This is a genomic window from Antarctobacter aquimaris, assembly GCF_900184945.1.
Taxonomy (GTDB): Bacteria; Pseudomonadota; Alphaproteobacteria; order Rhodobacterales; family Rhodobacteraceae; genus Maliponia; species Maliponia aquimaris.
This window is the reverse complement of sequence record NZ_FXYF01000004.1, coordinates 55,901-80,335: the sequence shown is the minus strand read 5'-3', so window position 1 is coordinate 80,335 and position 24,435 is coordinate 55,901. Positions and strand designations below refer to the sequence as shown.

Below are 24,435 nucleotides of genomic sequence, written 5' to 3'. Positions count from 1 at the left end.
CCGAACACCACCTTGGCAGGGCAATCGGTGCCTTGGGAAGCGAAGATTTCGCCGCCGTGTTCTACGCCTGGCTGGACCGTTGCCTCGACATCGACAACGCCACGATGCTGACCTACTTCCAGTCGCGCCGCCCCGAGGTGCTGTTCACCCGGACGCGCGAACCCCGCGTGCATGAAAAGCTGGAAAGCGATTACATTCCCGGCGCCTACCTTCTGGATCCCTTTCATGACCTGCACGTCCGCCGGGTGCCCGAGGGGCTGTACCGCCTGCGCGACATCGCCCCCGACCAGTTCCACCGGAACGAGTATTTCGCGGCCTATTACCGGCGCACCACCCTGATCGACGAGATTGCCTTTGTCAGCTACCCGGCGACGGGCGTGTCGGTGCAGGTCTGCCTGGGCAAGGACGCGAGTTCGGGCCGCATCTTTTCCGCACGGGACCTGGACACTGCCCAGAGACTGGCGCCGATTGCCTGCGGATTGAGCAGGATGCAGTGGGCCGGGCTGTCCTCCAGCGGCGATTTCACCGAGTCCGCGTTGGCCGAGCAGCTGATCGCGGCGCTGGAGCGCCAGCATGGCATCGGTCTGAGTCGCCGCCAGGCCGAGGTCGCGCTGCTGATCCTGCGCGGCCACAGTTCCATGTCGATCGGGCTGCAACTGGGCGTCAGCGCGCAGACGGTCAAGGTCTTTCGCAAGCAGCTGTACCGCAAATGCGCGATCGCCTCGCAGGCGCAACTGTTTTCGCTGGTCATGCCGTTGCTGTCGGCGTGAGCGGCTTTACTCGCCGGCGAAACTGAAGGACAGGGCCTGCGCGCAGGTCAGGTCCGGCTTGGCCTCGGGCTCTGTCACGAAGTCGATGATAAGCTGGTCGGCGCAGGTCTCGGGCCGGGTCAGCTGCACATGCGCGCCGTCGCCAAAGCGGGCGACCGTGGCATTGGGCAGGCCGGGCAGGATCAGGTCCAGCAGGGCCTCGGGCGTGGCGGCGTCAAAGGCGCCGGTCAGGATCAGCGTGGGCACCGCGCTTTCGACCATCCGGTGATAGCGGTCGGGCAGGCGCGGCAGGTCCAGCCGGGCGCAGGCCACCGCGTATTGCCGCGTGTCGAAGTCGACGTAGTCGCGGATCAGCGGGCTGGCCTGTTCCAGCCCCACATCCGCGAGGTCAAAGCCCGCCTTGTCACCGCAGGTCACGGTGAAATGCGCAAGCTGCTGCACCGGCCAGTAGGTCAGCAGGAACAGGGCGGCGTCCTTGACGGTGTTGGGATCGGCGGCAAAGGCCTCGGGCAGACCGGGGAGCGAGCGCAGCCCACCGGGGGTATAGAGCGCGCTGAAGGTGGCCAGGCTGAACATCTCGGCCGTGAGCGGCAGGGTCGACAGCGGAATGCCATCGGGGCCGGCGGGCAGGAAATCCCAGTAGCGGTGCAACTCGTCGAAATTCAGCGTCAGGGTCGCCGGGGTGTCCTTTAGCGCGGCGTGGATGGCCTCCAGACGGTCGGCAAAGCCCGCGTGGGCGGCGTCGCAGGCTGGTTCGGCGGCGCAGGCGTCGATCACCTTCTGCCAGGAGGCCTGCTTGAGCGCGGCCTGCCCGGTGCCAAAGTCCAGCGCGGCGGGGTAGGGCCCGTCGAGGATGACGCTGCGCAGGCTGGCGGGAAAATCGCGCATCAGGTTCTGCGCGACGAAGGTGCCCGAGGACTGGCCGTAGAAATGCATCCGGTCATAACCCAGCGCCTGCCGGACGGCGTCCATGTCGGCAGCGATCTCGGCGCTGTTGAAATCGGCGGCATCGTGGCCGGCGGCTTTCAACGCGTCGGCACAGCCGGCCAGCGCCACTGCCACAAGGTCGGCCTGCGTGGCGGCGTCCAGCCCTGCGCGCGCGCCGGCGATCCGCGCGCGTCCGTAGGCATCGCAGTCCAGCAGCGGGCGACTGGCGCCCGAACCGCGCTGGTCGATCAGCACGATGTCACGAGTCGCGCCCAGCCGGGTCAGCCAGGGATCGTCGCGGTATTGCGCGCCCAGGCCCACCGGCATGATCGACCCGCCCGGGCCGCCGTGGGTCAGGAACAGCGGGTCTTGGTCAGAGGGGGTGTCGGGGCGCAGGACCAGCACGGCGACATGCACCGTGGCCGTGCCGTTCGGGGTGCCATCGGCGTTGCGCGCGGCGGGCACGACGACATAGCCGCAGAGGTCGTTGGTATCGGGGACCGGGCCGTAGAAACAGCCCTCTGTCAGCGCCTCGAAGCGCGGCAGCGGGCCGGGGTCCTGGCCGGGGACCGGGTCTGGAACCTCTGCCTGGGCCGCGGCTGCCGTGGCCAGCGCGCAGGCGGCGACGAGGGATCTGAGGGGCAGGAAATCAGGCATGGCCATCCTCGCGTGGGGCAGGCGCTGCGGAAGGCGGACACCTGGCCGGAGGATAGCCCTTGCCGGGCGGCTGAGAAAGGCCGGTGCGCCGGACTTGACCGTCAGCCACGCGGGGGGCGAAGCGCGCCGGGGGCCGGCGCGCTTCTGCCGGGGTCAGGCCGCCTTGCCGCCGGGCTTGCCGGAGGGCTTGCCGCCCACCACCTTGCCCGCGATCACGGTTTCCTTGCCGGTGCCATTGTTGGCGGTGGCGAGGACCTTGGGCTTTTCCTTCTTCGGCTTCTTGGCTTCCTTGTTGCCGCGGTTCTTGTCCTTGGACATGGGAATTCCTCTTTCGACACTTGCCGGCGGGATGCCGGGGATATGGACGCTCAGAGGGGGCAGGGTTGCCTGACACGCGGTCAGGGCGATGTCACCGGTGAGGCATCGTCGGGGATGCAGGACAAGATGTGTGCAGCCGTCGGCGGCTTGCAAGGGGCGTGCGGCGGGTGACGCGAAATATCGTCGTGGGGTGCGGTGCGTCTTGCCGACCTTCGCCCCTCACGCGATGCGCGGAACCCCGGTGCGCTCGGGCGGGCAAGCCGAACGCGGGCCGGGTTCAGCGACGGACCGAGGGATGGGGTTGCGAGCAGTTGCCGCGGACCCAGGTGATGTCCGCGTCGCACATCTCCTGGAACTCGGGGTAATGCATCTGGTCGATCGGAGCGCTTTGCATGGCGGTCACGACGAAATCGCCGTTGGCGCCCATCTCGGTGACATAGTCCCGCACCAGCCCGTAGAGTTCATGATCCAGCGCCAGCGCGGCGCCGTCATAGGCCATCTGGTGAAAGCCCAGCTTGAAGCGCCAGTTGTTGATGAGGCGCGGCGTGCCGCCCAGGTAGGCCAGCGGGCAGGCCGAGGCGCAGGTGGCGTAGAGATCGGTTTCCAGCCCAAGCTGCCGGATCAGCTTTCCAGTCTTGACCGCCTCGCCGACAGAGCCGCCCCGGCTGCCGAAAAAGACGCGGTTTATCTCATGTTCCTGAAGGAAGGACTGGAACTCGTCAAAGAACCCCTCCTCGATATCGCCCAGCACGTAGAGGGCCCCGGCGTCCACCCGGAATGTGGCGCGAGTGGTCCAGTCAGCGGTCACAAGGCCGGCGGGAATGCCCAGCTTGCCGTCGCAGGTCAGGTTCCACATCTCCAGCCGCTGATCCTCGGAAAGGTCCACGATCAGGCTGGCCTGGTAGGCCCATTTCGCATCGGCCATGGCGTGCAGGCGTATGGAATAGGGATCGTTCAGGTCCGGCTCTTCCGCAGGGTTGGGGCCGAAGAGTTCCATGTGCGAGGCAACATCGCCCGCGTTCAGCATCTCACCGAGGATCAGGCATTTGAATTCGGCCACATCTGCCTGCAGGTCGAGGGTGCCCAGCATGGGCGCGCCCCGTTCGTCGGCCATTAGTTCCAGCCGGCTGGCATTCTCCCGCGCGGCTGAGATCTTCTGTTCCCATGTCTCCGCGTAGCCGACGGCAGCGCAGGAGAGAGCGCCAAGGCACAAAAGTGCGGAGCGTGCGAAAATCCTAAACATCCAGTTCCTCCACAAACCTCGCGTTTTCCTGAATATACTGGAACCGCAGTTCCGGTTTCTTGCCCATCAGACGCTCTACCAGGTCGCCGGTCTCGCCCGGTTCGTCCTCGTCGATGGTCACGCGGATCAGCGTCCGTGTCGCCGGGTCCATCGTGGTTTCCTTGAGGTCCTTGGCGTCCATTTCGCCCAGTCCCTTGAACCGCTGCACGTCGATCTTGCCCTTGCCGCCCAGGCCCTTTTTCAGCGCGGCCTCCTTGGCGGCGTCGTCGGCCACGTAGAGGCGTTTCGCCCCCTGGGTCAGCCGGTAGAGCGGCGGGCAGGCGAGGTAGAGGTGCCCGTGGTCGATCAGCGGCCGCATCTGGGTGAAGAAGAAGGTCATCAGCAGCGAGGCGATGTGCGCGCCGTCGACGTCCGCGTCGGTCATGATGATGACCTTGTCATAGCGCAGGTCGTCGACGTTGAACTTGGTCCCGAGGCCCACGCCGAGCGCCTCGCAAAGGTCGCGGATCTCGGTGTTCTGTCCCAGCTTGGAGGAGGCGGCGCCGAGCACGTTGAGGATCTTGCCGCGCAGGGGGAGGAGGGCCTGGAATTCGCGGAAGCGCGCGCCCTTGGCCGAGCCGCCGGCCGAATCGCCCTCGACGATGAAGATCTCGGTGTTCTCGCGCGACTTCGCCGAGCAGTCGGTCAGCTTGCCGGGCAGGCGCAGTTTCTTGGTCGCCGTCTTGCGGGCGGTTTCCTTTTCCTGCCGCCGGCGCAGGCGTTCCTCGGAGCGCAGCACCAGGAAATCGAGGATCGCGCCCGCGGATTTGGTGTCTGACGCCAGCCAGTTGTCGAAGTGGTCGCGCACCGCGTTTTCCACCAGGCGCTGCGCCTCGGTGGTGGCCAATCGGTCCTTGGTCTGGCCGACGAACTCCGGCTCGCGGATGAAGCAGGAGACCAGCGCGCAGCCGCCCGTCATCAGGTCCTCACGGGTGATTTGCGTGGCTTTCCGGTTGCTTACCAGCTCGCCGTAGGCGCGGATGCCCTTGAGGATCGCGGCCCAGAAGCCGGCCTCGTGGGTGCCGCCCTCGGGGGTGGGGACGGTGTTGCAGTAGGACTGGAGGAAGCCGTCGCGCGACGGGGTCCAGTTGATCGCCCATTCGACCTTGCCCGGCGTGTTGAATTTCTCCTTGAAATCGACGGTTCCGGCAAAGGGTTTGTCGGCGTAGGTGGAGGCCCCGCCAAGCGTTTCGCTGAGGTAGTCGGACAACCCGCCGGGGAAGTGGAAGCTGGCCTCCATCGGTGTGTCGCCGTCCTCGATCTCGGTCTTCCAGCGGATCTCGACACCGGAGAAAAGATAGGCCTTTGAGCGCACCATCTTGAACAGGCGGTGCGGCTTAAACCTATGATGTCCAAAGATTTCTTCATCGGCGTGAAAGGTGACGGTGGTGCCGCGGCGGTTCGGGGCCTGGCCGATCTTCTGCACCGGGCCGAGCGGGATGCCGCGGGAAAAGCGCTGCTCGTAGAGCGTGCGGTCGCGCGCCACCTGCACCACCATGGAATCCGACAGCGCGTTGACCACCGACGCGCCGACGCCGTGCAACCCGCCGGAGGTCTCGTAGGCGTCGCCGGAGAACTTGCCGCCCGCGTGCAGCGTGCAGAGGATCACCTCGAGCGCCGATTTGCCGGGGAACTTGGGGTGCGGGTCGATCGGGATGCCGCGGCCGTTGTCCTTGATTTCAATGGAGTAATCCGATATCAGCGTGATCTCGATGCGGTTGGCGTGGCCTGCCACCGCCTCGTCCATGGAGTTGTCCAGAACCTCGGCGACAAGGTGGTGCAGGGCGCGTTCGTCTGTGCCGCCGATGTACATGCCGGGGCGTTTGCGCACGGGCTCCAGCCCTTCGAGCACCTCGATGGAGGAGGCGTCATAGGAGGTGGTCTCGGTCACTTTGAGGAGATCGTCGGCCATGTGTGTGCTCGGTTTGTTCTGGTTGGTTGGCTCGCAGTATGGCAGAGCGGGAAGGCGCGGTAAACGGGGCGTGCGCCGGGGTGAAGGGGGCGTGCGTTGTGGGGGCAACGCTGCGCGGACACCAGATGTAGCGGTGTTCGGGGCGCTGTGGCGCGCGGGTCCGGGGGCGGGTTTTGTACGTTCTGTACGTCCTGTACGCGAAAAATGTCGTTTTGTACAAAATCCGGGCGCGGGGGCGGGCGGTTTGGCCTGACGTTGCGGCAGAAAAGGTTAAGCCGGGCGGTTCTTGGGTCCGGGTCGTGTCCGTCCGGGCGCCTAGGGGGACGCTGGCCCCTGGGGCGCGCGGGGCGGGTCGAGGTCCCGGGTCAGGCCCGGGACGGGTGGTCTTGATGGGGACGGGTGGAGCCAAGAGGGGCCGTGGCGCGGAGTCCCGGGCGCGCGGGGCGGGTCGAGGTCCCGGGTCAGGCCCGGGACGGGTGATCTTGATGGGGATGTTTGGAGCCGAGAGGGGCCGTGGAGCGGGGTGAGAAGCCGGGCGGGCGACTGACCGGCGGGGAGGCGCTGCGTGGGTCGAACGGGTGCGGTTTATCGGGCCACATCCGAAGGTGTTTCGAGGTGCGCGCAGGTGGCGGCCAAAGCGCCTGCCCGGTGGGGCCGGTCAGGCGCTCGCCCGGCGGGCCTGCGGCCCTTGTTCCGGGCGGGGGGTGTCAAGGCTCTGAGTTAAAAGCCCTCTATACGATCAAAGAATCCGCGTATTACTGGCCGGTGAGTTTCACCGCCGTTCCCGACGCGAAGACCAAAAGCATTCCCTTTCCGCCAAACAATCCACCTCCACCAGTAACCTCTGAGACGGAGATATCTACGGAAACTACCGCGTCAGCGTTCAATTCTGCCGCCTGTATTCTCATATCAGATAGAGCAAAATCGCGTGCTTCGCGCATCGCCTTCTCGTATGCGCCTGAGCGCCCGCCGATTACATCACGGATTTCAGCGGTCAGGTCTCGAAAGATGTGCATTCCTAATGCGCTGCATCCCGAAACTATTCCTAGCCGGCTTTCCACTTGATCTAGAGTTGGCTCTGTCGTGAGAAGCAGAGCATCCGCTCTCCTTCTCAGGTCGTTGTCTATCTCTGCGACAGCCGAAACTTTCTCTGCACGGGCTTTAAGCCTCGCGTCTTCGACGCAGCCCATGCAAACGCCTTCACTATTCAGACCTCGCCTTGGCCGGCCGCATACGACACATTGTGGTAAGTCATCTTTCTTGCTTCCAAACATAACTTCTCCATTGGTCTGTTTTGATGAATTACGGATTGAGAATCGGTTCCTTCAAGGTTTCATGGATTATTGCTGTGGGTGAAGTGCTAACTTCGAATACCCCAACCTCCCGCCACCCCTCCCCCACCTCGGGGAACCAGGCGTCGGCGCCCTCGACCTCCAAGTCGACATGGGTGATCAGCAGCCGGTGCGCCAGCGGCAACATCGCCTCATACACCCCCTGGCCGCCGATGCCATAGATGCGGAAGTAGCCCTGCGCGCGGGCGATCTCGATGGCCTCCTCGACGCTGCGGGCGGTCAGCTCAAACACCGACGCATCGCGGGTGACGACGATGTTCAGGCGCCTGGGCAGCGGCTTGACCGGCAGGCTCTCCCAGGTCTTGCGGCCCATGATGATGGCGCCGCCCAGCGTCTCGCGCTGGAACATGGCGAGGTCCTCGGGGATGTGCCAGGGGATGCCGCCGTCCTTGCCGATGGCGCGGTTGCGGTCGTGCGCGGCGATGAGGGTGATCATACCGCCACCGGCGCCTTGATGGCGGGCAGGGGATCGTAGCCGGGAAAGGTGATGTCCTCGTAGCGGAAGTCGAAGAGATCGGTGACGGGGCGGGTGAAGGCGAGCCGGGGCAGGGGGCGGGGCGTGCGCGAGAGCTGCTCGGCCACCTGGTCCATGTGGTTGGCGTAGATGTGCGCGTCGCCAATGGCGTGGACAAAATCGCCCGGCTCATACCCCGTGACCTGGGCGATCATGCATTGCAGCAGCGCGTAGGAGGCGATGTTGAAAGGCACGCCGAGGAACATGTCGGCGGAGCGCTGGTAGAGTTGCAGGTGCAGCTTGCGGCCGATGATGCGGACCTGCCAGAGCGTGTGGCAGGGCGGCAGGGCCATGTGCGGCACGTCGGCCGGGTTCCAGGCGGAGACGATCAGGCGGCGGGAATCGGGCGTCTTGCGGATCTGGTCGATGAGGGTCTGGACCTGGTCGATGGTGCCTTTTGCGCCCGGCCAGTGGCGCCACTGGTGGCCGTATACCGGGCCGAGGTCGCCGTTGGCGTCGGCCCATTCGTCCCAGATGCTGACGCCGTTCTGCTTGAGGTAGCGGATGTTGGTGTCGCCGGAGAGGAACCACAGCAGTTCGTGCACGATGGAGCGCAGGTGCAGTTTCTTGGTCGTCACGAGGGGGAAGCCGTCGGCCAGCGGGTAGCGGCACTGAAGGCCGAAGTAGGAGCGGGTGCCGGTGCCGGTGCGGTCGCTGGTTTCCTCGCCCTTCTCAAGGACGGTGCGGAGCGCATCGTGGTATTGCTGCATCTGGGGGCTCCCCTCAAGGGTCTGTGGTGGCAGAGGTCGAAGCCGCAACATACGCGATTCCCCGCGGGGCGGAAAGCGGCTGTGGCGGGGGGCGGGGCGTGGAGTGAAGCCGGTGTGGGGCGAATATGCCGCACAATCGATACCCGCAGGACGGGCGCGATTGACTTTTTCCACAGGCCCCCGCACCTTGGCCGCAATAAGAAAAGGCAAGACCTGAGGCAGTCCCATGTATCGCATTATCGCAGCGCTCGCGCTGGCGAGCGCGCTTGCCGCTTGTGACGGCGCGAATCTGACCAACGACAGCAGCACTGGCATCGGGACCGGGGCGCAGCCTTTGGTCCCCGAGCCCGAACCGACCGATCCGGGTGGTCCCGGAAGCGGGACGGACAAGGATCCCGACAACCTGTACACCAGCGAACTGGATAGCCCGGACGCGTCCCTGACGGTCAACGACATGACCTATGACGCGCGCAGCGATACGCTGGTGTTCAACAACCTGCCGTTCGACAGCAACCAGATCCTGGCCGGTGAAAACACCTATGTCCGCAACCCGGGCGTGAACGCCGCGCTGGCGCCAACCCGGTTCGGCGCCTATCGCAACGCGGCCGGCCCGTCGGCGCGGTCGGAGTACTACGCGGTGTTCCGACGCTCGGCGAGCGGCAATTCGCAGGTCGGCGCGGTGGGGTCGGACCGCTACCTGTCGTTCGGCTTTGGCGGCGCGGCGGCGCAGCGGCTGGGCGGCAAGGGCAAGCTGCCCAAGGCCAACGACTCCTACGTCTTTACCGGCGAATACGCCGCGGTGCGGACCGTGGTGGACGACACCACGGGCACGCGGATGGAATACGTCGCCGGGACCGCGCTGATCGACGTCGACATCATGGACTTTGACGTCCAGGGCGCGGTCGAGGGGCTGATCGTCAACCGCACCTTCTTTGACGCCAACGGCCTGCGGCTGCCCGACCTGGACAACGCCGACTACATCACGCTGAAGACCGCCGAGATCAATTTCGACAACTGGACCATCTCGTCCTCGGACGCCAGCACGGTGCTGGAGGGCGACGAAAAGCAGACCGGCAGCTGGGCGGGCCTGTTTGCCGGGCCGAACGGAGAGGAAGTGGTGGGCATCGTCGTGGTCGAAGGGGACGGCCCGGTGGGCATCGACCCGGTGTCCGGCGACTACCTGCTGCAACAGGTCCGCGAGACGGGCGGTTTCATCGCCACCCGACCCTGAGCGATGGGCCTGCGCGCCTCTGTTCTGCGCGCGGCCCGCGCGCTGGCCCTGGCCGCCCTGGCCGGGGCGCCCCCCGCTCTGGCCGAGCCGGTGCGGATGACCGTCGACACCGCGCGCGACGCCGCCGCGCAGGCGCTGGCCGCGGGGCAGGCCGAGCTGGCGCTGGTGCTGGCCGAGGGCGTGCTGCTGGGCAAGCCGGGCGACGTGCCGGCGCTGATGATGAAATCCCGCGCGCTGACCGACCTGGGCCGCGCAGGCGAGGCGGCCAGCACGGCGCGCACCGCCTTTGCCGCCGCCGAGGACGGGCGCGACCGGTTCTTTTCCGCGCTGCTGATGGCGCAGGCGCGCATCGCCGGCGGGCGGCACGGGATGGCGCAGCTGTGGCTGCGGCGCGCGGCGCAGATCGCCCCGGACGAGGACCTGCGCGGGGTCGCTGTGCGCGATTTCCGCCAGCTGCGGCGGATCACCCCCTGGCGGCTGTCGCTGAATGCCGCGGTCGAGCCGTCCGACAACCTGAACGGCGCGCCCAAGACCAACAGCTTTACCTTTGGCGGGCTGCCCTTCGTCAACCCTTCGGCGGTGCCGCTGTCGGGGCAGCGCTATGTCGTGGGGGCCGATTACCTCTACCGCCTGCCGCTGGACGACAACCGCCGGCTGAACCTGGGCGCCGGGTTCGAGGTGCAGCGGGTGCGGTTTTCCGACGAGGCGCGGCGCAAGGTGCCGGGCGTCGACAGCGCCGATTACCGGCAGGACGCGCTGAAACTGAGCCTGGGCTACGAGATGCGCGGGCCGGACGGCGCCTGGCTGGCGGCCTCGCAGGCCTCGGTGGTGCGGCACTGGCTGGGCGGCACGCTGTTCGCCGATGCGGCGCGGGTGGACCTGCAGTATGGACGCGCGCTGTCGGAGGGCCTGATCGGGTCGGTGCGGCTGGGGGTCGAGCGCGAGCGGCGGCATGACGCGGCGGTGCGCGACGCGCTGACGCGCGAGGCCGGCCTGAGCCTGACCCGCCGCCTGGGCGGCGCGTCGCTGACGCTGGACCTGTCGCTGGCCGACACCGAGAGCGAGTCGGCGCTGGTGGCGCGCGAGACCGGGCGCGCGGCGCTGAGCCTGGCGCTGGGCCAGCCGGTCAAGGGCATGCTGCCGCGCGCGACGCTGGCCTGGGAACGGGCGGATTTCGACCACGGCCCCACCAGTTTCTGGACCGATCCGCGGCGCGACCAGGAGTGGTCGCTGTCCATCGACGTGCTGCTGCCCGACATCGACTATTACGGCTTTGCCCCGGAAATCGGGGTTTCCTTCCGCGACCGAAGTTCCAATTATAGCGTCTACGAGACCCGGGGCACCGACCTGCGCCTGGGGCTGAAATCGGTATTCTGAGACCGGCGCCACGATCCGCGGCGCGGGCCGGACGACGAGAGGGAACGACATGGGCATCAAGTATCTGCACACGATGGTCCGGGTGAAGGACCTGGAGACCTCGATGAAATTCTACGAGCTTCTGGGCCTGAAGGAGACCCGCCGCAGCGAAAGCCAGCAGGGCCGCTTTACCCTGATCTTCATGGCGCCTCCGGGGCAGGAGGAATGCCCGGTGGAACTGACCTGGAACTGGGACGGCGACGACGGGCTGCCGTCGGATTCGCGGCACTTCGGCCACCTCGCCTACTCGGTGCCGAACATCTACGAGGCCTGCCAGCACCTGATGGACAACGGCGTGACGATCAACCGCCCGCCGCGCGACGGCCGCATGGCCTTTGTCCGGTCGCCGGACAACGTGTCGGTGGAACTGTTGCAGCAGGGCGAGGCGCTGCCGCCGGCGGAACCCTGGGCCAGCATGGGCAACACGGGGCACTGGTGAAGGCCTGCGCGGCCGTCCTGACAGGATGCGCGGCGCTGGCCCCGGCCGGCGCCGAGGCGGCCTGCCGGCTGGCGCTGCTCTTGGCGCTGGACGTGTCCTCCTCGGTGGACGACCGCGAATACGCGCTGCAGCGCGACGGGCTGGCGGCGGCGCTCTTGTCGCCCGACGTGACGGAGGCGATCCTGCAACCGGGCGGCGGCGTGGCGCTGGCGGTCTACGAATGGAGCGGGCGGCGCCAGTCGGTCGTGGTGCAGGACTGGGTGCTGTTGCAGGACGCGGCGGGGATCGAGGCGGTGGCCGACCGGCTGCGGCGGGTGCAGCGATCCTACAGCCGCTTTCCCACCGCGCTGGGCTACGCCCTTGGCTTTGGCGCCGGGCTGATGACCGACGCGCCGCCCTGCGAGCGGAAGGTGATCGACGTGTCGGGCGACGGCATCACCAACGACGGGTTCTGGCCGCAGCTGGCCTACCGGCACTTTCCGTTTGAATCGGTCACGGTGAACGGGCTTGCGGTGCTGGGCGCGGATCCCGCGGTGGTGGATCACTACGAGTTCGAGGTGCTGCACGGCGCCGGTGCCTTTCTCGAGACCGCCGAGGGCTATGAGGGCTATGAGCGCGCGATGGTGCGCAAGCTCTACCGCGAGATCCAGGACCGCGCGGTCAGCGCGCTGCCCGCCGCGCCGGGCGGGCCGGGGTGAGGGCGCTGGCCCTGCTGGCGGCGCTGCTCTGGGCCGGCAGTGCGGGCGCGGCCTGCCGCCAGGCGCTGGCGCTGGGGCTGGATGTCTCCGGCTCGGTCGACGCGCGGGAATACCGGCTGCAACTGGACGGGCTGGCCGGCGCGCTGGAGGACCCCGAGGTCAAAGCGGCGCTGCTGGCGCTGCCCGACGCGCCGGTGTCGCTGGCGGTCTTCGAGTGGAGCGGGCCGGACAGCCAGCGGCTGGTGGCGGACTGGCGCGTGATCGGCGGCCCGGCGGACATCTCCGACCTCGCTGCCGCGCTGCGCGCCACGGCGCGGGCGCCGATGGACCCCTCGACGGCGATCGGCGCGGCCAAGCGGTTCGGCGCGGCGCTGCTGGCGGGGCAGGGGGCGTGCTGGCGGCGGGTGCTGGACCTGTCGGGCGACGGCGAATCGAACACCGGCCCGCGCCCGCGCGACCAGCGCCCCGAGGGGATCACCATCAACGGGCTGGTGGTCAGCGGCTCGTCCGATGCCGACGGCATCGGCGCGCTGGCCGCCTACTACCGCGCCTACGTGGTGCAGGGGCCGGAGGCCTTTGTCGAGACGGCGCTGGGCTTCGAGGCCTTCGAGGCCGCCATGGCGCGCAAGCTGAAACGCGAATTGCAGGTCCTGGCCGTCTCGGCAAGGTGACGGTGGTCGCCGCGCGTGCACCCCGTGGGGCGCACATCGCCCCGCCCGCCGTCCCACCTTTGCCCCCGCCACAAGACCCGCAACACGGCAGAGGCACGGCCCCTGGTTTCTTCTCTGTGAAAATACACCCGGGGGAGTCGCCCCGCAGGGGCGGCGGGGGCAGAGCCCCCCACGTGCGCCCGGGGCACCCGGGCGCGGCCGGTCAGTAGATGTAGCGGATCTGGTCGGTCCAGTAGCGTTCGACCCGGCGCAGCGCGGTGGTGATGTCGTCGATCCCCTCGACGGTCAGCACCCCCTTGCCCTGCAACCCCTCGGCATGGCGCGCGAACAGTTCGCGCACGATGTCGCGGATGTCGCGGCCGCGTTGGGTCAGCCGCACGCGGACCGACCGGCGGTCGATCTCGCAGCGCTGGTGGTGCATGTAGCCCATCTCGACCAGCTTCTTGAGGTTGTAGCTGACGTTGGAGCCCTGGTAGTAGCCGCGGCTCTTCAGCTCGCCCGCCGTCACTTCGTTTTCACCGATGTTGAACAGCAGCAGCGCCTGCACCGCGTTCACGTCGATGATGCCGAGTCTTTCGAACTCGTCCTTGATCACGTCGAGCAGCAGGCGGTGCAACCGTTCCACCAGGCTCAACGCATCCAGGTAGTTCGCCATGAAGCCCTGTCCCGGGCCCTGGTGCATGGACGAATGAATGCTCATTTCGATCTCCGCCTGTTTTCCTTGCAGTGGAGAATTCGGCGAAAAACGCAAATATCGGGTTAAACCCACACGAAGACCGGGAAAATTCGAGCGATTTTGGGGGCTTGGTTAACCGAGGTTACCATGCCCGGGCAGCGGTGCCCGGGCCGGGGTCCGGGCGGCTCAGCCCTGGGCGGCGACGCGGGCGATTTCGGCCACCAGGGGCGCGTGGACCGCGGGCGCGGGCTGCTGGCCCGACACCCACTGGTAGAGGTCCTGGTCGTTTTCCGACAGCAGCGCCTCGTAGGCATCGAGCGCGGCATCGTCCATGACCGCCAGCCGCGCGTCGGCAAAGCGCATCAGCAGGATGTCCATTTCCTTGGTGCCGCGCCGCATCGAGCGCATGGCAAGGCGTTTCAGCCGGGTGGCACGGTCTTCGGTCGCGGCGGCGGTCATGGCTCAGCTTCCTTCCTTGAGCAGCAGGCGGAGGCGCTTTTCCAGCCGCCCGAGCTTTTCCGCGCCGGTGCGGAACTGGCCGCGCAGGGCGCGGATCTCGGTCAGCACGGCGTTCATGTCGGGGGTGATCAGGTCATCCTCGGCAGGCTCGGACAGGCCTTCGCCCTCGCCGGTGATGAGCCAGACGATGGAGACGTTGAGCAGCCCGGCCAGGATGCTCAGCCGGTTGGCGCGGGGTTCGCCCAGGTCGTCCTCCCAGGCCTGGAGGGTCTTGAGCTTGATGCCCAGCCGCCTGGCCAGCTCTTCCTGCGACATGCCGGCCGCCTCGCGGGCGGCGGCGACGCGGTCGCCGAAGGTGGCGCTTTCGGGGCCGTACCAGTCTGTCGTGTCGGTCATGTCGGTGTCCTTTCCGGTGAAGCCGCTTGAACGGGTTCAGGGGGCTTATTAAGACGGGAGCAACGCAATTTCAAATGGTGGCCTCCCATGAGTTTCCTGTCGCAGACCCTGTCCCGCGTGAAACCCTCGCCCACCGTGGCGGTCACCCAGCTGGCGATGGAGCTGAAGGCGGCGGGGCGGGATGTCATCGGGCTGGGCGCTGGCGAGCCCGACTTTGACACGCCGGACAATATCAAGGCTGCGGCAATTGCGGCAATCGAGGCCGGGAAAACGAAGTACACCGCGCCCGACGGCATCGCCGAGCTGAAGGCGGCGATCTGCGCCAAGTTCGCGCGGGAAAACGGCCTGAGCTACACGCCGAAGCAGATCAGCGTGTCGACGGGCGGCAAGCAGGTGCTGTACAACGCGCTGATGGCGACGCTGAACCCGGGCGACGAGGTGATCATCCCCGCGCCCTACTGGGTCAGCTATCCCGACATGGTGCGCCTGGGCGGCGGCGAGCCGGTGATCGTCGAGGGCGCGGAGGCCAACGGGTTTCGCATCACGCCCGCGCAGCTGGAGGCGGCGATCACGCCGCAGACCAAGTGGTTCATCTTCAACTCGCCATCAAACCCGACCGGCGCGGGCTATGACCGCGCGGCGCTGAAGGCGCTGACCGAGGTGCTGATGCGCCACCCGCACGTCTGGGTGATGTCGGACGACATGTACGAGCACCTGGCCTACGACGGGTTCGCGTTCGTGTCGCCGGCGCAGGTGGAGCCGGGGCTGTACGACCGCACGCTGACGGTGAACGGGGTCAGCAAGGCCTATGCCATGACCGGCTGGCGGATCGGCTATGCCGGCGGACCCGAACACCTGATCACAGCCATGCGCAAGGTGCAGAGCCAGTCCACCACCAACCCCTGTTCGATCAGCCAGTGGGCGGCGGTGGAGGCGCTGAACGGGCCACAGGATTTCCTGGCCGAGCGCTGCGCCGCCTTCCTGGCGCGGCGTGACAGGGTGGTCGCGCGGCTGAACGCCTGCGCGGGGGTGAGTTGCGCGGTGCCGGAGGGGGCGTTCTACGTCTACCCCTCGATCGCCGGCTGCATCGGCAAGACCTCGGCCGGGGGGCGAAAGATCGCCACGGACGAGGATTTCTGCACCGCTTTGCTGGAAGAGGAGGGCGTGGCGGTGGTGTTCGGCGCGGCCTTTGGCCTCAGCCCGCATTTCCGGGTGAGTTACGCCGCCTCGGACGCCGCGCTGGCCGCGGCCTGCGACCGGATCGAACGGTTTTGCGCGGGGCTGACATGAGCACCGAGCTGCCGCAGTTCTATTTCCGCGTGCGCGAGAACGGCGCGCAGGTCTACCTGGTCGATACCGAGAACCGGCAGCGCCGGATCGAGATGGAGCAGATCGCCGTCGTCAACGTCAACAAGGGCGAGATCAAGCCGCAGGGCGACCGCGAGCTGAGCCCCGGCGAGATGGAGGAGATCCGCACCTGGATGGAGGCGCGCCAGGCGCTGCTGGCGATGCGCGAGATCGACGACATCCGCCGCGCGGTGGATCACCTGAACCTGACGGCGCAATGGGCGCAGGCGCGCGCCACGCCCGAGCAGCTGGAGGCGGTGACCGACGACCTGCTGCTGGCGATGCACGACCTGCGCACCGTTCTGGTGCGCAAGAAGGCCGACCGGGTGATGAAGACCTGAGCGGGACTGGCTGAGGACGCCGGACGACGCTCGTCCCGGACTGCGTCCGGAACATCGCCCCGCCCGCCGTCCCATGGACGCCGCTGCGCGGCGTTCAGCCGAGGATGCCGGGCCAGTTCGCGCGGCCCTTGGCCACGTTGCCGGGGATGTCCTGCAACCAGAGGTCCCGCGCGCGCAGGCTGGCGTTGAGAAAAAGCTGGCCTTCGTGGAGCGTCCAGGCCTCCGGGATGGTCGGCGCGAGGTAGCCGCGCGAGGCGGCAAAGGCGCAGTAGCCGCCGAACTGCGGCGCGAAGGCCTCGGGCGTCGCGGCAAAGCGGGCGGCGTTGTCCGGGCTGGCAAAGCGCCAGGTGGCGCCGTTCCATTCGGCCTGCGCGGCGCCGCCGGGCACCGGGCCATTGCCGGCGAAATAGGCGACCGGGTCGGACCCGTCGATGGCGATGCCGCCTTCGGCGTAGATCGGCGGTTCGCCGGCGCGGGCGCGCGTGCCGGCCAGCAGCAGGGCCGGGGCGGCGAGGGTGAGGCCAAGGGCGGTGCGGCGGGTGAGGATGGGCATGGCGGTCTCCTGGGGGTGGTGCGCCGTCAGGATGCGCCGCCGCGGCCGCCGCGAACAGCCCGCTGCACACGGTCGTGACCGGGCGTGTGCCGGGCCGTCCCGGCCGCGCGCCAAAGCGCCGAAACCTGCAACATTCGCCGCCGCCCCGCGGGACCGCGGCGCCGGGCAGGGGCGGCCCGCCCCGCTTTCGGGAAAACCTTCCTGATCCGGCACGAAAAAATTGACAGCCGCGCCTGCGCTGATAGCCTTCCGCCCAGGAACACCTGGTCACGATGGGGGACATCATGCGACTGACTCTGATTGCCGCCGCGGCGTTGAGCCTTTGCGGCGGCGCGGCGTTTGCCTGGGGCGACATGTACATGGGCGACGCGACGAACAATCCGAACTCGAACTTCCTGGTCCACGACTACAAGGCGGCGAACTACTGCCCGGCGGGACTGCAGCCGGTGCTGGCCGGCGGCGTGGTCTGCTGCGGCGTGCCGAACGCCGGACCCTATTACAACCGCAGCGGCGGCACCAAGCAGCGCAGCTACCAGCCGCAGATCGTGCCCGGCGAAAAGGGCGTCGTCTACCGCTGACCCGCTCGCCCCTTGGCAAGCCGGATCGGGCCGCGTATACGCGCGGCCTGATTTCCTTTTGACTTCTCGGGAAGGGCCGGGCCATGCAGGGCAGCGCGAATCTGAACATCATGATGAAGGCGGCGCGCAAGGCGGGGCGGTCGCTGGTCAAGGACTTCCGCGAGGTCGAGAACCTCCAGGTCTCGATGAAGGGCGCGGGCGATTTCGTGTCGCGCGCCGACCTCGAGTCCGAGCGCATCCTCAAGGAGGAGCTGCTGGGCGCCCGGCCGACCTATGGCTGGCTGGCCGAGGAGGGCGGCGAGATCGCGGGCGAAGACCCGACCCGCCGCTGGATCGTCGACCCGCTGGACGGCACCACGAACTTTCTGCACGGGCTGCCGCACTGGGCGATCTCGATCGCGCTGGAGCACAAGGGGCAGATCGTGTCGGCGGTGGTGTTCGACGCGGCCAAGGACGAGATGTTCTACGCCGAAAAGGGCACCGGTGCCTGGCTGAACGACTCCAAGCGCCTGCGCGTGTCGGGCCGCCGCAAGATGATCGAGGCGGTGTTCGCCACCGGCATCCCCTTTGCCGCCAAGCGGACCCTGCCCGCCATGCTGAAGGACCTCGCCCGGGTGATGCCGGAATGCGCCGGGGTGCGGCGCTTTGGCTCGGCCGCGCTGGACCTCGCCTATGTGGCGGCGGGCCGCTACGAGGGCTACTGGGAACGCGAGGTGCAGCTGTGGGACGTGGCGGCGGGGTCGCTGATCGCCCGGGAGGCCGGCGCGCTGGTCGAGGGCATCCGCGCCGACCAGGACCCGCTGGAAAGCGGCAGCATCCTCTGCGCCAACAACGAGATCTTTGGTGGCCTCGCCAGGCTGCTGCGCGAGGCCTGAGGCGCCCCCTGAACGGCGGGGCGCCTGTTCGTCAGGTGCAAGATGAGTATTTGGACCAAGAAGAAGCCGGGAGAGCGCCCATTGGTTTCTTCTTGGTCCAAATACCTCCGGGGGTCCGGGGGCGGAGCCCCCGGCCGGTCGCCGCGCGCAGCGCGGCGAAACCAATTTCAGGGGGTCCTGTCCGAGGGGTGGTTGACGCCGTCGTGCCAGGTCACCGGCTCGATCTCCTTCGGCTCGGCGCCTTCGATCGCGTAGAGGTTCACGCCGAACTCGTTCGGGTTCGAGCGGCGGCGGTGGTACATGTAGATGCCGCAGGTCTTGCAGAAGTAATGTTTGGCGGTGTGGGTGCCCCAGCTGTAGAGCGTGAGATTCTCCGCCCCGCGCACCACCTCGATGCCGTCGAGCGGTGCGGAGACGACCGGCACGCTGCGGCGGCGGCAATAGGAACAGTCGCAGCGGCGGGCGGTGGCAAAGCCGTCGCTGAGGGTGACGCGCAGCTCGACGGCGCCGCAGTGGCAGGTGGCCTTGACGGTCATTTTCTTCGGATCCTCGGGACCTTGCTGTGGCTCTTGCGGCTGGTGACGCGGGGGATGTGGCTGCGTTCGAACCGGTAGGGTTTTTCGGGGTGGGGCGGGTGGCCGTCGGTGCGGTTCCAGAACCTGGGACCGCCGCGGCGCAGCCAGACCGGCACGGTCAGCCCGAGGCCGATGACAAAGCCGCCGATATGCGCCCAGTAGGCGATGCCGCCCTCATCCGCCGGCGCGCTCCAGCCGCCGAACAGCTGCATGCCGAACCACAGCACCAGCATGATCCAGGCGGGCACCGGGATCACCTTGAAGATCACCACGATGATCAGCAGCACGTCGACCCGCGCCCTGGGGAACAGCAGCAGGTAGCCGCCCATCACCCCGGCGATGGCGCCCGAGGCGCCCACCGTGGGGATGTTCGACGCGGGGTCCGACAGCCAGTGGATCAGCCCCGCGCCGATGCCGGAGGCGAGGTAGAACAGGATGAAGCGGCCGTGCCCCATCTCGTCCTCGAGGTTGTCGCCGAAGATGTAGAGGAACAGCATGTTGCCCAGGATGTGCATCCAGCCGCCGTGCAGGAACATCGAGGTGACAAGGCCGGTGTAGCCGAAGCCTTCGGACAGGAACCGCGGCACAAGCGCGAAATCGGCGTAGAGGGTCATCAACGCGGGCGGGGACCGGGAGATGTATTGCGTCACGACAAAGACCAGCACGTTGATCGCGATCAGCGCGTAGGTGACGAAGGGCGTGCGCCCCGAGGGGTTGTGGTCGCGGATCGGGAACATGGCGCTGACTGTGGCATCGCCATGGGCAAGGTCAAGGCGATTTGGCCGGCAGCGGGTGCCCCGTCCCGCAGCACGGAGCTGCGGGACGGGGTGGGGCTCAGCCCTCCTGTCCGGCCAGCAGGGCGGCGTTGCCCCCGGCGGCGGTGGTGTCGATGCAGACGTGCCGTTCGGCGCGGGCGTGGCCGCGGTCCGGCCGGCCGGTGATCAGCGGCAGGATCGGGCCGGGGCGGGCGGCCAGCGCCTGCCGGTAGGCGCGCGCCTGCGTCTGATCCCCCCACCAGATCGCCCCGGCAAAGCCGCCGTGATCGTGCAGCGCCTGCGGCGGCAGGCCATCGGCCGCCACGGCGACGCCACCCAGCGCGCGGATCGCCTCGGCCTGGGCCTTGACCGTCGCGCTGCCGGGGCCGAGGCACAGCACCGGCGGGCGGGCCTGCTGGTGCAGCACGTTGGCCTCTCCGGTCGGGCCGGGCAATTCGCTGCGGCTGGGTGCCGGGGCTTTGGCGGCGGCGTCCTTCAGACGCTTGGGCAGGTCGGTGGGCGGGGTGCCGGGGGTCTCGGTGCTGCGCGGCGCGGGGTGGGCGCGGAAACGGTCGAGGTAGAGCGGGCCGCCGGCCTTGGGCCCGGTGCCGGACAGCCCCTCGCCGCCGAAGGGCTGGCTGCCGACGATGGCGCCGATCTGGTTGCGGTTCACGTAGATGTTGCCGGCGTGGATGCTTTCGGTCACTTGCTGCACGCGCTCGTCGATGCGGGTCATCAGGCCGAAGGTCAGGCCGTAGCCGGTGCCGTTGATGGTGTCGATCACGCGGTCGATGTGCTGCGCCTTGAAGGTGGCGACGTGCAGCACCGGGCCGAAGATCTCGCGCGTCATCTCCTCGATGCCGTTGACGCGGATCAGTGTCGGCGGCACGAAGGTGCCCTGCGCCGGGACGGGGACCTGTTGCAGCACGCGGCCCGTCCGCGCGGCCTCGGCGATGTGGCTCAGGATGCCCTCCTGCGCCTCGGCGTCGATCACCGGGCCGACGTCGGTGGCGGGCTCCCACGGGTTGCCGACGACCAGCGTCTGCATCGCGCCCTTGAGCATCTCCAGCAGGGTTTCGGCCACGTCCTCCTGCACGTAGAGGCAGCGCAGCGCCGAGCAGCGCTGCCCGGCGGACTGGAAGGCGGATTCGACGATCGCCTGCACGGCCTGTTCCGGCAGCGCGGTGCTGTCGACGATCATGGCGTTGAGGCCGCCCGTCTCGGCGATCAGCGGCGCGCCGGGGGCGAGGTGTTTCGCCATGCTGCGGTGGATCAGTTGCGCCGTCTCGGTCGAGCCGGTGAAGGCGACGCCGTCGACCTGCGGGGCCGAGGTCAGCGCCGCGCCCACGTCGCCCGCGCCGGGCAGCAGTTGCAGCGCGGTGGCGGGCACGCCGGCCTTGTGCAGCAGGCGCACGGCAAGATCGGCGATCAGCGGCGTCTGTTCGGCGGGCTTGGCCAGCACGGCGTTGCCGGCGGCCAGGGCGGCGGCGATCTGGCCGGTGAAGATGGCCAGCGGGAAGTTCCACGGCGAGATGCAGGCGAAGGTGCCCAGCGGGCTGTTGCCGCTCTCCATGCCGCGCGCCGCGTAGTAGCGCAGGAAATCCACCGCCTCGCGCAGTTCGGCCAGCGCGTCCATCAGCGATTTGCCCGCCTCGCGGTGCAGGATGGCAAAGAACTCGGGTTGCGCGGCCTCAAAGAGGTCGGCGGCGGCGTTCAGGATGCGCGCACGTTCGGCGGGGGAAGCGGCCCAGGGGTGGGCGGCTTCGGCGGCGGCGCGGGCGGCGTCCGCCGTGGCCCAGGTGACGGTGCCGACCACGTCCGTGTGATCGGCGGGGTTGAGGATGTCCTGCGCCGCACCGCTGGTGGCCGTGACGGCGAGGATCGGCGCGGCGCTCCAGCGGTGGCTGCGGAAGGCGCCGCGCGCCGCGTCCAGCGCGGCAAAGCTGGGCCGGTGGCGCAGGTCCATGCCTTGCGAGTTCACCCGCTCGGGGCGGAACAGATCCGGTCCGGCGGTCAACCGGCGCGGCTGATACGTCTCGAACGGGTCGGCGGCGACGACCTCGGGCGGCACGTCTTCGTCGACGATCTGGTTGACGAAGGAGGAGTTGGCGCCGTTTTCCAGCAGGCGGCGGACGAGATAGGCCAGCAGGTCGCGGTGCGCGCCGACCGGGGCGTAGATGCGGCAGCGGGTGCGGTTCTTTTCCATCACCAGCCGGTGCAGCGTCTCGCCCATGCCGTGCAGGCGCTGGAATTCATAGGCGTCGCGGTCCTGCGCCATGTGCAGGATGGCGGCGACGGTGTGTGCGTTGTGGGTGGCGAACTGCGGGTAGATGCGGTCGGTCATGCCCAACAGCTTGCGCGCGTTGGCGATGTAGGAAATGTCGGTCGCCTGCTTGGAGGTGAAGACCGGGAAGCCGGGCAGGCCGGCCACCTGCGCCTTTTTCACTTCGCTGTCCCAGTAGGCGCCTTTGACCAGCCGCACCATGATGCGGCGGTCCAGCCGCTCGGCCAGGGCATAAAGCCAGTCGATCACCGCGCCGGCGCGCTTGCCATAGGCCTGCACCACCACGCCAAAGCCGTCCCAGCCTTTCAGCGCGTCGTCCGACAGCACCTCTTCGATGATGTCGAGCGAGAGGGCGAGGCGGTCGGCCTCTTCGGCGTCGATGTTGAGGCCGATGTGGGCGGTCTTGGCCTGCCGGGCCAGCGCGGCGAGGCGCGGCACCAGCGCGGCGCGGGCGGTGTCGGCCTGAAGCTCGTCGTAGCGCGGGTGCAGCGCCGAGAGCTTGACCGAGATGCCGGGGTTGTTGCGCGGCTCGTCGTGCGGGGCGGCGGTGGCGATGGCGTCGATGGCGCGGGCGTAGGCGTCGAAATAGCGCACTGCGTCGGCCTCGGTCCGCGCGGCCTCGCCCAGCATGTCGTAGGAATAGCCGTATCCCTTGGCCTCCATCGCGGCGCCGCGCTTCATCGCCGACTGGATCGTCTCGCCCAGCACGAACTGGGAGCCCATCTCGCGCATGGCGCGGCCCACCGCCTTGCGGATCACCGGTTCGCCCAGCCGCTTGATCGCGCCGCGCAGGTGGCCGACGGGGCCGGGGGAGGTGTCCTCGAGCACCTTGCCGGTCAGCATCAAGGCCCAGGTCGAGGCGTTGACCAGCGGCGAGGTGGAGTGGCCGAGGTGCTTGGACCAGTCGGACGGCGCGATCTTGTCCTCGATCAGCGCGTCGATGGTGGCGGAGTCGGGCACCCGCAGCAGCGCCTCGGCCAGGCACATCAGCGCGACGCCCTCTTCGGTGGACAGGCCGTATTCCGCCAGAAAGACCTCCATCAGCCCGGGCCGGGTGACGCCGCGGATGTCGCGGACCAGGGTTGCGGCGTCCTGCACGATGGCGGCGCGGTCGGCCGGGGCAAGCCGCGCCTCGTCGCGCAGGCCTTCCAGGGTCTGGGCCTCGTCCGCGTAGGTCAAAGCGTCGATGCGGGTGCGGAGGTCGGTCAGCGGCTGCATGTCCATGGGGGACGGGTCCTTTCGGCTGGGCGGGCGGTTGGGCGGGGCGGGCCGGGGCGAATCTGTGTTCCCACCTTCCGGCTTTTCGCGTAACATATGCAGGTCAGCACAGCCGGTTTGACCGAATACCCGGCCTGTGATGATGCTTTGACCTGAATTTCTGCGGAATCGTGATGCAAATGGATGCCGATGACCTGGACCGCTTTGACCGGGCCATTCTGGGGGTGATGGCGGGCGAGGCGCGCATTTCGGTCACCGAACTGGCGCGGCGCATCGGCCTGTCCAAGTCCCCCACCCAGACCCGCCTGCGGCGGCTGGAGGAGGCGGGCTATATCCGCGGCTACCGCGCGGTGCTGGACCCGATCCGGCTGGGCCTCGACCATGTCGCCTTTGTCGAGGTGCGGATGGTGGACACCCGCGAGGTGACGCTGGCGCGGTTCAACGCGGCGATCGCGACGATCCCGGAGATCGAGCAGGCGCATCTGATCGCCGGCAATTTCGACTACCTGCTGAAGGTGCGCACGCAGGACATGCCCAGCTATCGCCAGGTGCTGGCGGAAAGGGTGTCGACCCTGCCGGGGGTGTCGTCGACCTCGACCTTTGTGGCGATGGAGGCGGTCAAGGAAAACGGTGTCGCGGATGTGACTTGACGCAGGCGCGCGCCGTGGCACCCTTTGGCGCATGAGATACGCGTTTGCCCTGACCCTGTTGGCCTCGCCTGTGCTGGCGGATGGCTGCCCGACCGCCCCGGACCTGTCGGAGGCGATCGACCCGCTCTACGAGGCCTTGCTGGAGGCGCCGAACGAGATGGCGGCCCGGCAGATTTCCAACCAGATGTGGATGCTGTGGGACGACGCGCCCGACGAGCCGAGCCAGTCCATGCTGAACGACGGGATGCAGGCGCGGGCGGAATCCGATTTCCTGCGCGCGCTCGACCGGCTGGACAAGCTGGTGGACTACTGCCCGTTCTACGCCGAGGGCTACAACCAGCGGGCCTTTGTCAACTTTCTGCGCGGCGACTACGCGGCGGCGCTGCCCGACCTGGACGAGGCTCTGAAGTTGAACCCGCGCCACATCGGCGCGCTGTCTGGCAAGGCGCTGACGCTGATCGCGCTGGGCCGCGACGACGAGGGGCAGGCGGCGCTGCGCGCGGCGCTGGAGCTGAATCCTTGGCTGTCGGAACGGGCCTTTCTGAAGCCTGAGCCGGGCAAGGACCTGTAGGTCAGTCGACACGCTTCGGGACGGTTTACACCGGTCCCGCTTTGGCTATGGTCGCGGCTGTGGCCCGCGTGGTGGAATGGTAGACACAGGAGACTTAAAATCTCCAGGCTTCGGCCGTGCCGGTTCGAGTCCGGCCGCGGGCACCAGGGGCGGCGCGCCTGACGCGCCCCCGTCGGGATCACTGGACATTTGACCTTGTCCGCTGCCTGCCCCATGCAGGCACTTGGGGGCGCGCAAGCGAGCGCGGTGTTTGCGGGAAC

General features: G+C 68.3%; 26 protein-coding genes and 1 tRNA gene. 13 read left to right on the top strand and 14 right to left on the bottom strand.

Translation table 11 applies throughout. The annotated features are described in order from the left end of the window. Positions 1-32: 32 nt before the first annotated feature. Positions 33-770 carry a helix-turn-helix transcriptional regulator gene (locus MAA8898_RS08285; protein WP_245853300.1) on the top strand — a complete coding sequence of 246 codons (738 nt, stop codon included), beginning with the start codon at positions 33-35 and terminating at the stop codon, positions 768-770. A 6-nt stretch (positions 771-776) separates the two neighbouring features. Here the strand turns inward: MAA8898_RS08285 and MAA8898_RS08280 are convergent, their stop codons facing one another. The 7 genes from MAA8898_RS08280 to MAA8898_RS08250 form a co-directional block, all read right to left on the bottom strand. Continuing rightward, positions 777-2,354 carry an alpha/beta hydrolase gene (locus MAA8898_RS08280; protein ID WP_176445102.1) on the bottom strand — a complete coding sequence of 526 codons (1,578 nt, stop codon included), beginning with the start codon at positions 2,352-2,354 and terminating at the stop codon, positions 777-779. 153 nt (positions 2,355-2,507) lie between these two features. Then, complete coding sequence (locus tag MAA8898_RS26200) at positions 2,508-2,672, bottom strand: hypothetical protein (RefSeq protein WP_094020529.1); 165 nt, start codon at positions 2,670-2,672, stop codon at positions 2,508-2,510. 277 nt (positions 2,673-2,949) lie between these two features. Then, positions 2,950-3,786: a hypothetical protein gene (locus MAA8898_RS08270; protein WP_094020528.1), complete on the bottom strand. Its 837-nt coding sequence runs from the start codon at positions 3,784-3,786 to the stop codon at positions 2,950-2,952. Between the two features lie 121 nt (positions 3,787-3,907). After that, the gene (parE, locus tag MAA8898_RS08265) at positions 3,908-5,866 is read right to left on the bottom strand and encodes a DNA topoisomerase IV subunit B (RefSeq protein WP_094020527.1); all 1,959 of its coding nucleotides are present in this window, start codon (positions 5,864-5,866) and stop codon (positions 3,908-3,910) included. 755 nt (positions 5,867-6,621) lie between these two features. Continuing rightward, entirely contained in the window at positions 6,622-7,056 is a 435-nt protein-coding gene (locus MAA8898_RS08260) for a YbjQ family protein (RefSeq protein ID WP_245853299.1), read from the bottom strand. A gap of 112 nt (positions 7,057-7,168) precedes the next feature. Then, the gene (locus MAA8898_RS08255) at positions 7,169-7,654 is read right to left on the bottom strand and encodes a dihydrofolate reductase (RefSeq protein ID WP_094020526.1); all 486 of its coding nucleotides are present in this window, start codon (positions 7,652-7,654) and stop codon (positions 7,169-7,171) included. Then, positions 7,651-8,442, bottom strand: a complete 792-nt coding sequence (locus tag MAA8898_RS08250; protein ID WP_094020525.1) for a thymidylate synthase — start codon at positions 8,440-8,442, stop codon at positions 7,651-7,653. The genes MAA8898_RS08255 and MAA8898_RS08250 overlap by 4 nt, the downstream gene beginning before the upstream one ends. Positions 8,443-8,668: 226 nt before the next feature. Between MAA8898_RS08250 and MAA8898_RS08245 the strand changes: the two genes are divergently transcribed. From MAA8898_RS08245 to MAA8898_RS08225, 5 genes are read left to right on the top strand one after another with little or no spacing between them, the layout of a single operon-like run. After that, a complete protein-coding gene (locus tag MAA8898_RS08245; RefSeq protein WP_094020524.1) occupies positions 8,669-9,673 on the top strand; it encodes a hypothetical protein in 1,005 nt (334 codons plus the stop codon). A 3-nt stretch (positions 9,674-9,676) separates the two neighbouring features. Next, positions 9,677-11,050 carry a surface lipoprotein assembly modifier gene (locus MAA8898_RS08240; protein ID WP_094020523.1) on the top strand — a complete coding sequence of 458 codons (1,374 nt, stop codon included), beginning with the start codon at positions 9,677-9,679 and terminating at the stop codon, positions 11,048-11,050. 49 nt (positions 11,051-11,099) lie between these two features. Then, complete coding sequence (locus tag MAA8898_RS08235) at positions 11,100-11,528, top strand: VOC family protein (protein ID WP_094020522.1); 429 nt, start codon at positions 11,100-11,102, stop codon at positions 11,526-11,528. After that, on the top strand, positions 11,522-12,226 hold the full coding sequence (locus MAA8898_RS08230; RefSeq protein ID WP_245853332.1) for a DUF1194 domain-containing protein: 705 nt from the start codon (positions 11,522-11,524) through the stop codon (positions 12,224-12,226). Before MAA8898_RS08235 ends, MAA8898_RS08230 begins: the two co-directional genes overlap by 7 nt. After that, entirely contained in the window at positions 12,223-12,897 is a 675-nt protein-coding gene (locus tag MAA8898_RS08225) for a DUF1194 domain-containing protein (protein WP_094020521.1), read from the top strand. The genes MAA8898_RS08230 and MAA8898_RS08225 overlap by 4 nt, the downstream gene beginning before the upstream one ends. A 202-nt stretch (positions 12,898-13,099) precedes the next feature. Here MAA8898_RS08225 and MAA8898_RS08220 read toward each other — a convergent pair whose 3' ends face one another. From MAA8898_RS08220 to MAA8898_RS08210, 3 genes are all read right to left on the bottom strand, one after another. Further along, positions 13,100-13,597, bottom strand: a complete 498-nt coding sequence (locus MAA8898_RS08220) for a MarR family winged helix-turn-helix transcriptional regulator (RefSeq protein ID WP_094020520.1) — start codon at positions 13,595-13,597, stop codon at positions 13,100-13,102. A 162-nt stretch (positions 13,598-13,759) separates the two neighbouring features. Beyond that, entirely contained in the window at positions 13,760-14,032 is a 273-nt protein-coding gene (locus tag MAA8898_RS08215) for a succinate dehydrogenase assembly factor 2 (RefSeq protein WP_094020519.1), read from the bottom strand. Between the two features lie 3 nt (positions 14,033-14,035). Next, on the bottom strand, positions 14,036-14,428 hold the full coding sequence (locus tag MAA8898_RS08210; RefSeq protein WP_094020518.1) for a helix-turn-helix domain-containing protein: 393 nt from the start codon (positions 14,426-14,428) through the stop codon (positions 14,036-14,038). Between the two features lie 87 nt (positions 14,429-14,515). Here MAA8898_RS08210 and MAA8898_RS08205 point away from each other — a divergent pair, with 87 nt between their 5' ends. Both MAA8898_RS08205 and MAA8898_RS08200 read left to right on the top strand, forming a co-directional pair. Further along, positions 14,516-15,718 carry a pyridoxal phosphate-dependent aminotransferase gene (locus MAA8898_RS08205; RefSeq protein ID WP_094020517.1) on the top strand — a complete coding sequence of 401 codons (1,203 nt, stop codon included), beginning with the start codon at positions 14,516-14,518 and terminating at the stop codon, positions 15,716-15,718. Further along, positions 15,715-16,116: a hypothetical protein gene (locus MAA8898_RS08200; RefSeq protein WP_094020516.1), complete on the top strand. Its 402-nt coding sequence runs from the start codon at positions 15,715-15,717 to the stop codon at positions 16,114-16,116. The genes MAA8898_RS08205 and MAA8898_RS08200 overlap by 4 nt, the downstream gene beginning before the upstream one ends. Before the next feature lie 94 nt (positions 16,117-16,210). On the opposite strand, the gene MAA8898_RS08195 is transcribed toward MAA8898_RS08200, so the two are convergent. After that, positions 16,211-16,669 carry a YHS domain-containing (seleno)protein gene (locus tag MAA8898_RS08195; protein WP_094020515.1) on the bottom strand — a complete coding sequence of 153 codons (459 nt, stop codon included), beginning with the start codon at positions 16,667-16,669 and terminating at the stop codon, positions 16,211-16,213. Between the two features lie 284 nt (positions 16,670-16,953). On the opposite strand from MAA8898_RS08195, the gene MAA8898_RS08190 reads away from it, so the two are divergent. After that, positions 16,954-17,247: a hypothetical protein gene (locus MAA8898_RS08190; RefSeq protein ID WP_094020865.1), complete on the top strand. Its 294-nt coding sequence runs from the start codon at positions 16,954-16,956 to the stop codon at positions 17,245-17,247. Between the two features lie 83 nt (positions 17,248-17,330). Further along, on the top strand, positions 17,331-18,122 hold the full coding sequence (locus tag MAA8898_RS08185; protein WP_094020514.1) for an inositol monophosphatase family protein: 792 nt from the start codon (positions 17,331-17,333) through the stop codon (positions 18,120-18,122). A gap of 167 nt (positions 18,123-18,289) precedes the next feature. Here MAA8898_RS08185 and MAA8898_RS08180 read toward each other — a convergent pair whose 3' ends face one another. The 3 genes from MAA8898_RS08180 to putA all read right to left on the bottom strand — a co-directional run bounded on the left by MAA8898_RS08180 (position 18,290) and on the right by putA (position 22,954). After that, positions 18,290-18,658 carry a GFA family protein gene (locus tag MAA8898_RS08180; RefSeq protein ID WP_094020513.1) on the bottom strand — a complete coding sequence of 123 codons (369 nt, stop codon included), beginning with the start codon at positions 18,656-18,658 and terminating at the stop codon, positions 18,290-18,292. Continuing rightward, a complete protein-coding gene (locus MAA8898_RS08175) occupies positions 18,655-19,434 on the bottom strand; it encodes a rhomboid family intramembrane serine protease (RefSeq protein WP_094020512.1) in 780 nt (259 codons plus the stop codon). The genes MAA8898_RS08180 and MAA8898_RS08175 overlap by 4 nt, the downstream gene beginning before the upstream one ends. 97 nt (positions 19,435-19,531) lie before the next feature. After that, positions 19,532-22,954 carry a bifunctional proline dehydrogenase/L-glutamate gamma-semialdehyde dehydrogenase PutA gene (gene putA, locus MAA8898_RS08170; RefSeq protein WP_094020864.1) on the bottom strand — a complete coding sequence of 1,141 codons (3,423 nt, stop codon included), beginning with the start codon at positions 22,952-22,954 and terminating at the stop codon, positions 19,532-19,534. Between the two features lie 173 nt (positions 22,955-23,127). Between putA and MAA8898_RS08165 the strand changes: the two genes are divergently transcribed. The 3 genes from MAA8898_RS08165 (at position 23,128) to MAA8898_RS08155 (ending at position 24,321) form a co-directional block, all read left to right on the top strand. Further along, complete coding sequence (locus tag MAA8898_RS08165) at positions 23,128-23,604, top strand: Lrp/AsnC family transcriptional regulator (protein ID WP_094020511.1); 477 nt, start codon at positions 23,128-23,130, stop codon at positions 23,602-23,604. A 31-nt stretch (positions 23,605-23,635) separates the two neighbouring features. Then, positions 23,636-24,175 carry a tetratricopeptide repeat protein gene (locus tag MAA8898_RS08160; protein WP_094020510.1) on the top strand — a complete coding sequence of 180 codons (540 nt, stop codon included), beginning with the start codon at positions 23,636-23,638 and terminating at the stop codon, positions 24,173-24,175. A 62-nt stretch (positions 24,176-24,237) separates the two neighbouring features. After that, positions 24,238-24,321 (top strand) — tRNA-Leu (locus tag MAA8898_RS08155). Positions 24,322-24,435 lie beyond the last annotated feature (114 nt).

Coding starts and splice junctions, on each gene's coding strand:
- MAA8898_RS26200 (WP_094020529.1), bottom strand. CDS start 2,672: ATGTCCAAGGACAAGAACCGCGGCAACAAGGAAGCCAAGAAGCCGAAG.
- MAA8898_RS08185 (WP_094020514.1), top strand. CDS start 17,331: ATGCAGGGCAGCGCGAATCTGAACATCATGATGAAGGCGGCGCGCAAG.
- MAA8898_RS08215 (WP_094020519.1), bottom strand. CDS start 14,032: ATGACCGCCGCCGCGACCGAAGACCGTGCCACCCGGCTGAAACGCCTT.
- MAA8898_RS08255 (WP_094020526.1), bottom strand. CDS start 7,654: ATGATCACCCTCATCGCCGCGCACGACCGCAACCGCGCCATCGGCAAG.
- MAA8898_RS08270 (WP_094020528.1), bottom strand. CDS start 3,786: ATGGCCGACGAACGGGGCGCGCCCATGCTGGGCACCCTCGACCTGCAG.
- MAA8898_RS08210 (WP_094020518.1), bottom strand. CDS start 14,428: ATGACCGACACGACAGACTGGTACGGCCCCGAAAGCGCCACCTTCGGC.
- MAA8898_RS08245 (WP_094020524.1), top strand. CDS start 8,669: ATGTATCGCATTATCGCAGCGCTCGCGCTGGCGAGCGCGCTTGCCGCT.
- MAA8898_RS08280 (WP_176445102.1), bottom strand. CDS start 2,354: ATGCCTGATTTCCTGCCCCTCAGATCCCTCGTCGCCGCCTGCGCGCTG.
- MAA8898_RS08220 (WP_094020520.1), bottom strand. CDS start 13,597: ATGAGCATTCATTCGTCCATGCACCAGGGCCCGGGACAGGGCTTCATG.
- MAA8898_RS08200 (WP_094020516.1), top strand. CDS start 15,715: ATGAGCACCGAGCTGCCGCAGTTCTATTTCCGCGTGCGCGAGAACGGC.
- putA (WP_094020864.1), bottom strand. CDS start 22,954: ATGCAGCCGCTGACCGACCTCCGCACCCGCATCGACGCTTTGACCTAC.
- MAA8898_RS08250 (WP_094020525.1), bottom strand. CDS start 8,442: ATGCAGCAATACCACGATGCGCTCCGCACCGTCCTTGAGAAGGGCGAG.
- MAA8898_RS08195 (WP_094020515.1), bottom strand. CDS start 16,669: ATGCCCATCCTCACCCGCCGCACCGCCCTTGGCCTCACCCTCGCCGCC.
- MAA8898_RS08260 (WP_245853299.1), bottom strand. CDS start 7,056: ATGGGCTGCGTCGAAGACGCGAGGCTTAAAGCCCGTGCAGAGAAAGTT.
- MAA8898_RS08190 (WP_094020865.1), top strand. CDS start 16,954: ATGCGACTGACTCTGATTGCCGCCGCGGCGTTGAGCCTTTGCGGCGGC.
- MAA8898_RS08180 (WP_094020513.1), bottom strand. CDS start 18,658: ATGACCGTCAAGGCCACCTGCCACTGCGGCGCCGTCGAGCTGCGCGTC.
- MAA8898_RS08175 (WP_094020512.1), bottom strand. CDS start 19,434: ATGTTCCCGATCCGCGACCACAACCCCTCGGGGCGCACGCCCTTCGTC.
- MAA8898_RS08160 (WP_094020510.1), top strand. CDS start 23,636: ATGAGATACGCGTTTGCCCTGACCCTGTTGGCCTCGCCTGTGCTGGCG.
- parE (WP_094020527.1), bottom strand. CDS start 5,866: ATGGCCGACGATCTCCTCAAAGTGACCGAGACCACCTCCTATGACGCC.
- MAA8898_RS08240 (WP_094020523.1), top strand. CDS start 9,677: ATGGGCCTGCGCGCCTCTGTTCTGCGCGCGGCCCGCGCGCTGGCCCTG.
- MAA8898_RS08165 (WP_094020511.1), top strand. CDS start 23,128: ATGCAAATGGATGCCGATGACCTGGACCGCTTTGACCGGGCCATTCTG.
- MAA8898_RS08205 (WP_094020517.1), top strand. CDS start 14,516: ATGAGTTTCCTGTCGCAGACCCTGTCCCGCGTGAAACCCTCGCCCACC.
- MAA8898_RS08235 (WP_094020522.1), top strand. CDS start 11,100: ATGGGCATCAAGTATCTGCACACGATGGTCCGGGTGAAGGACCTGGAG.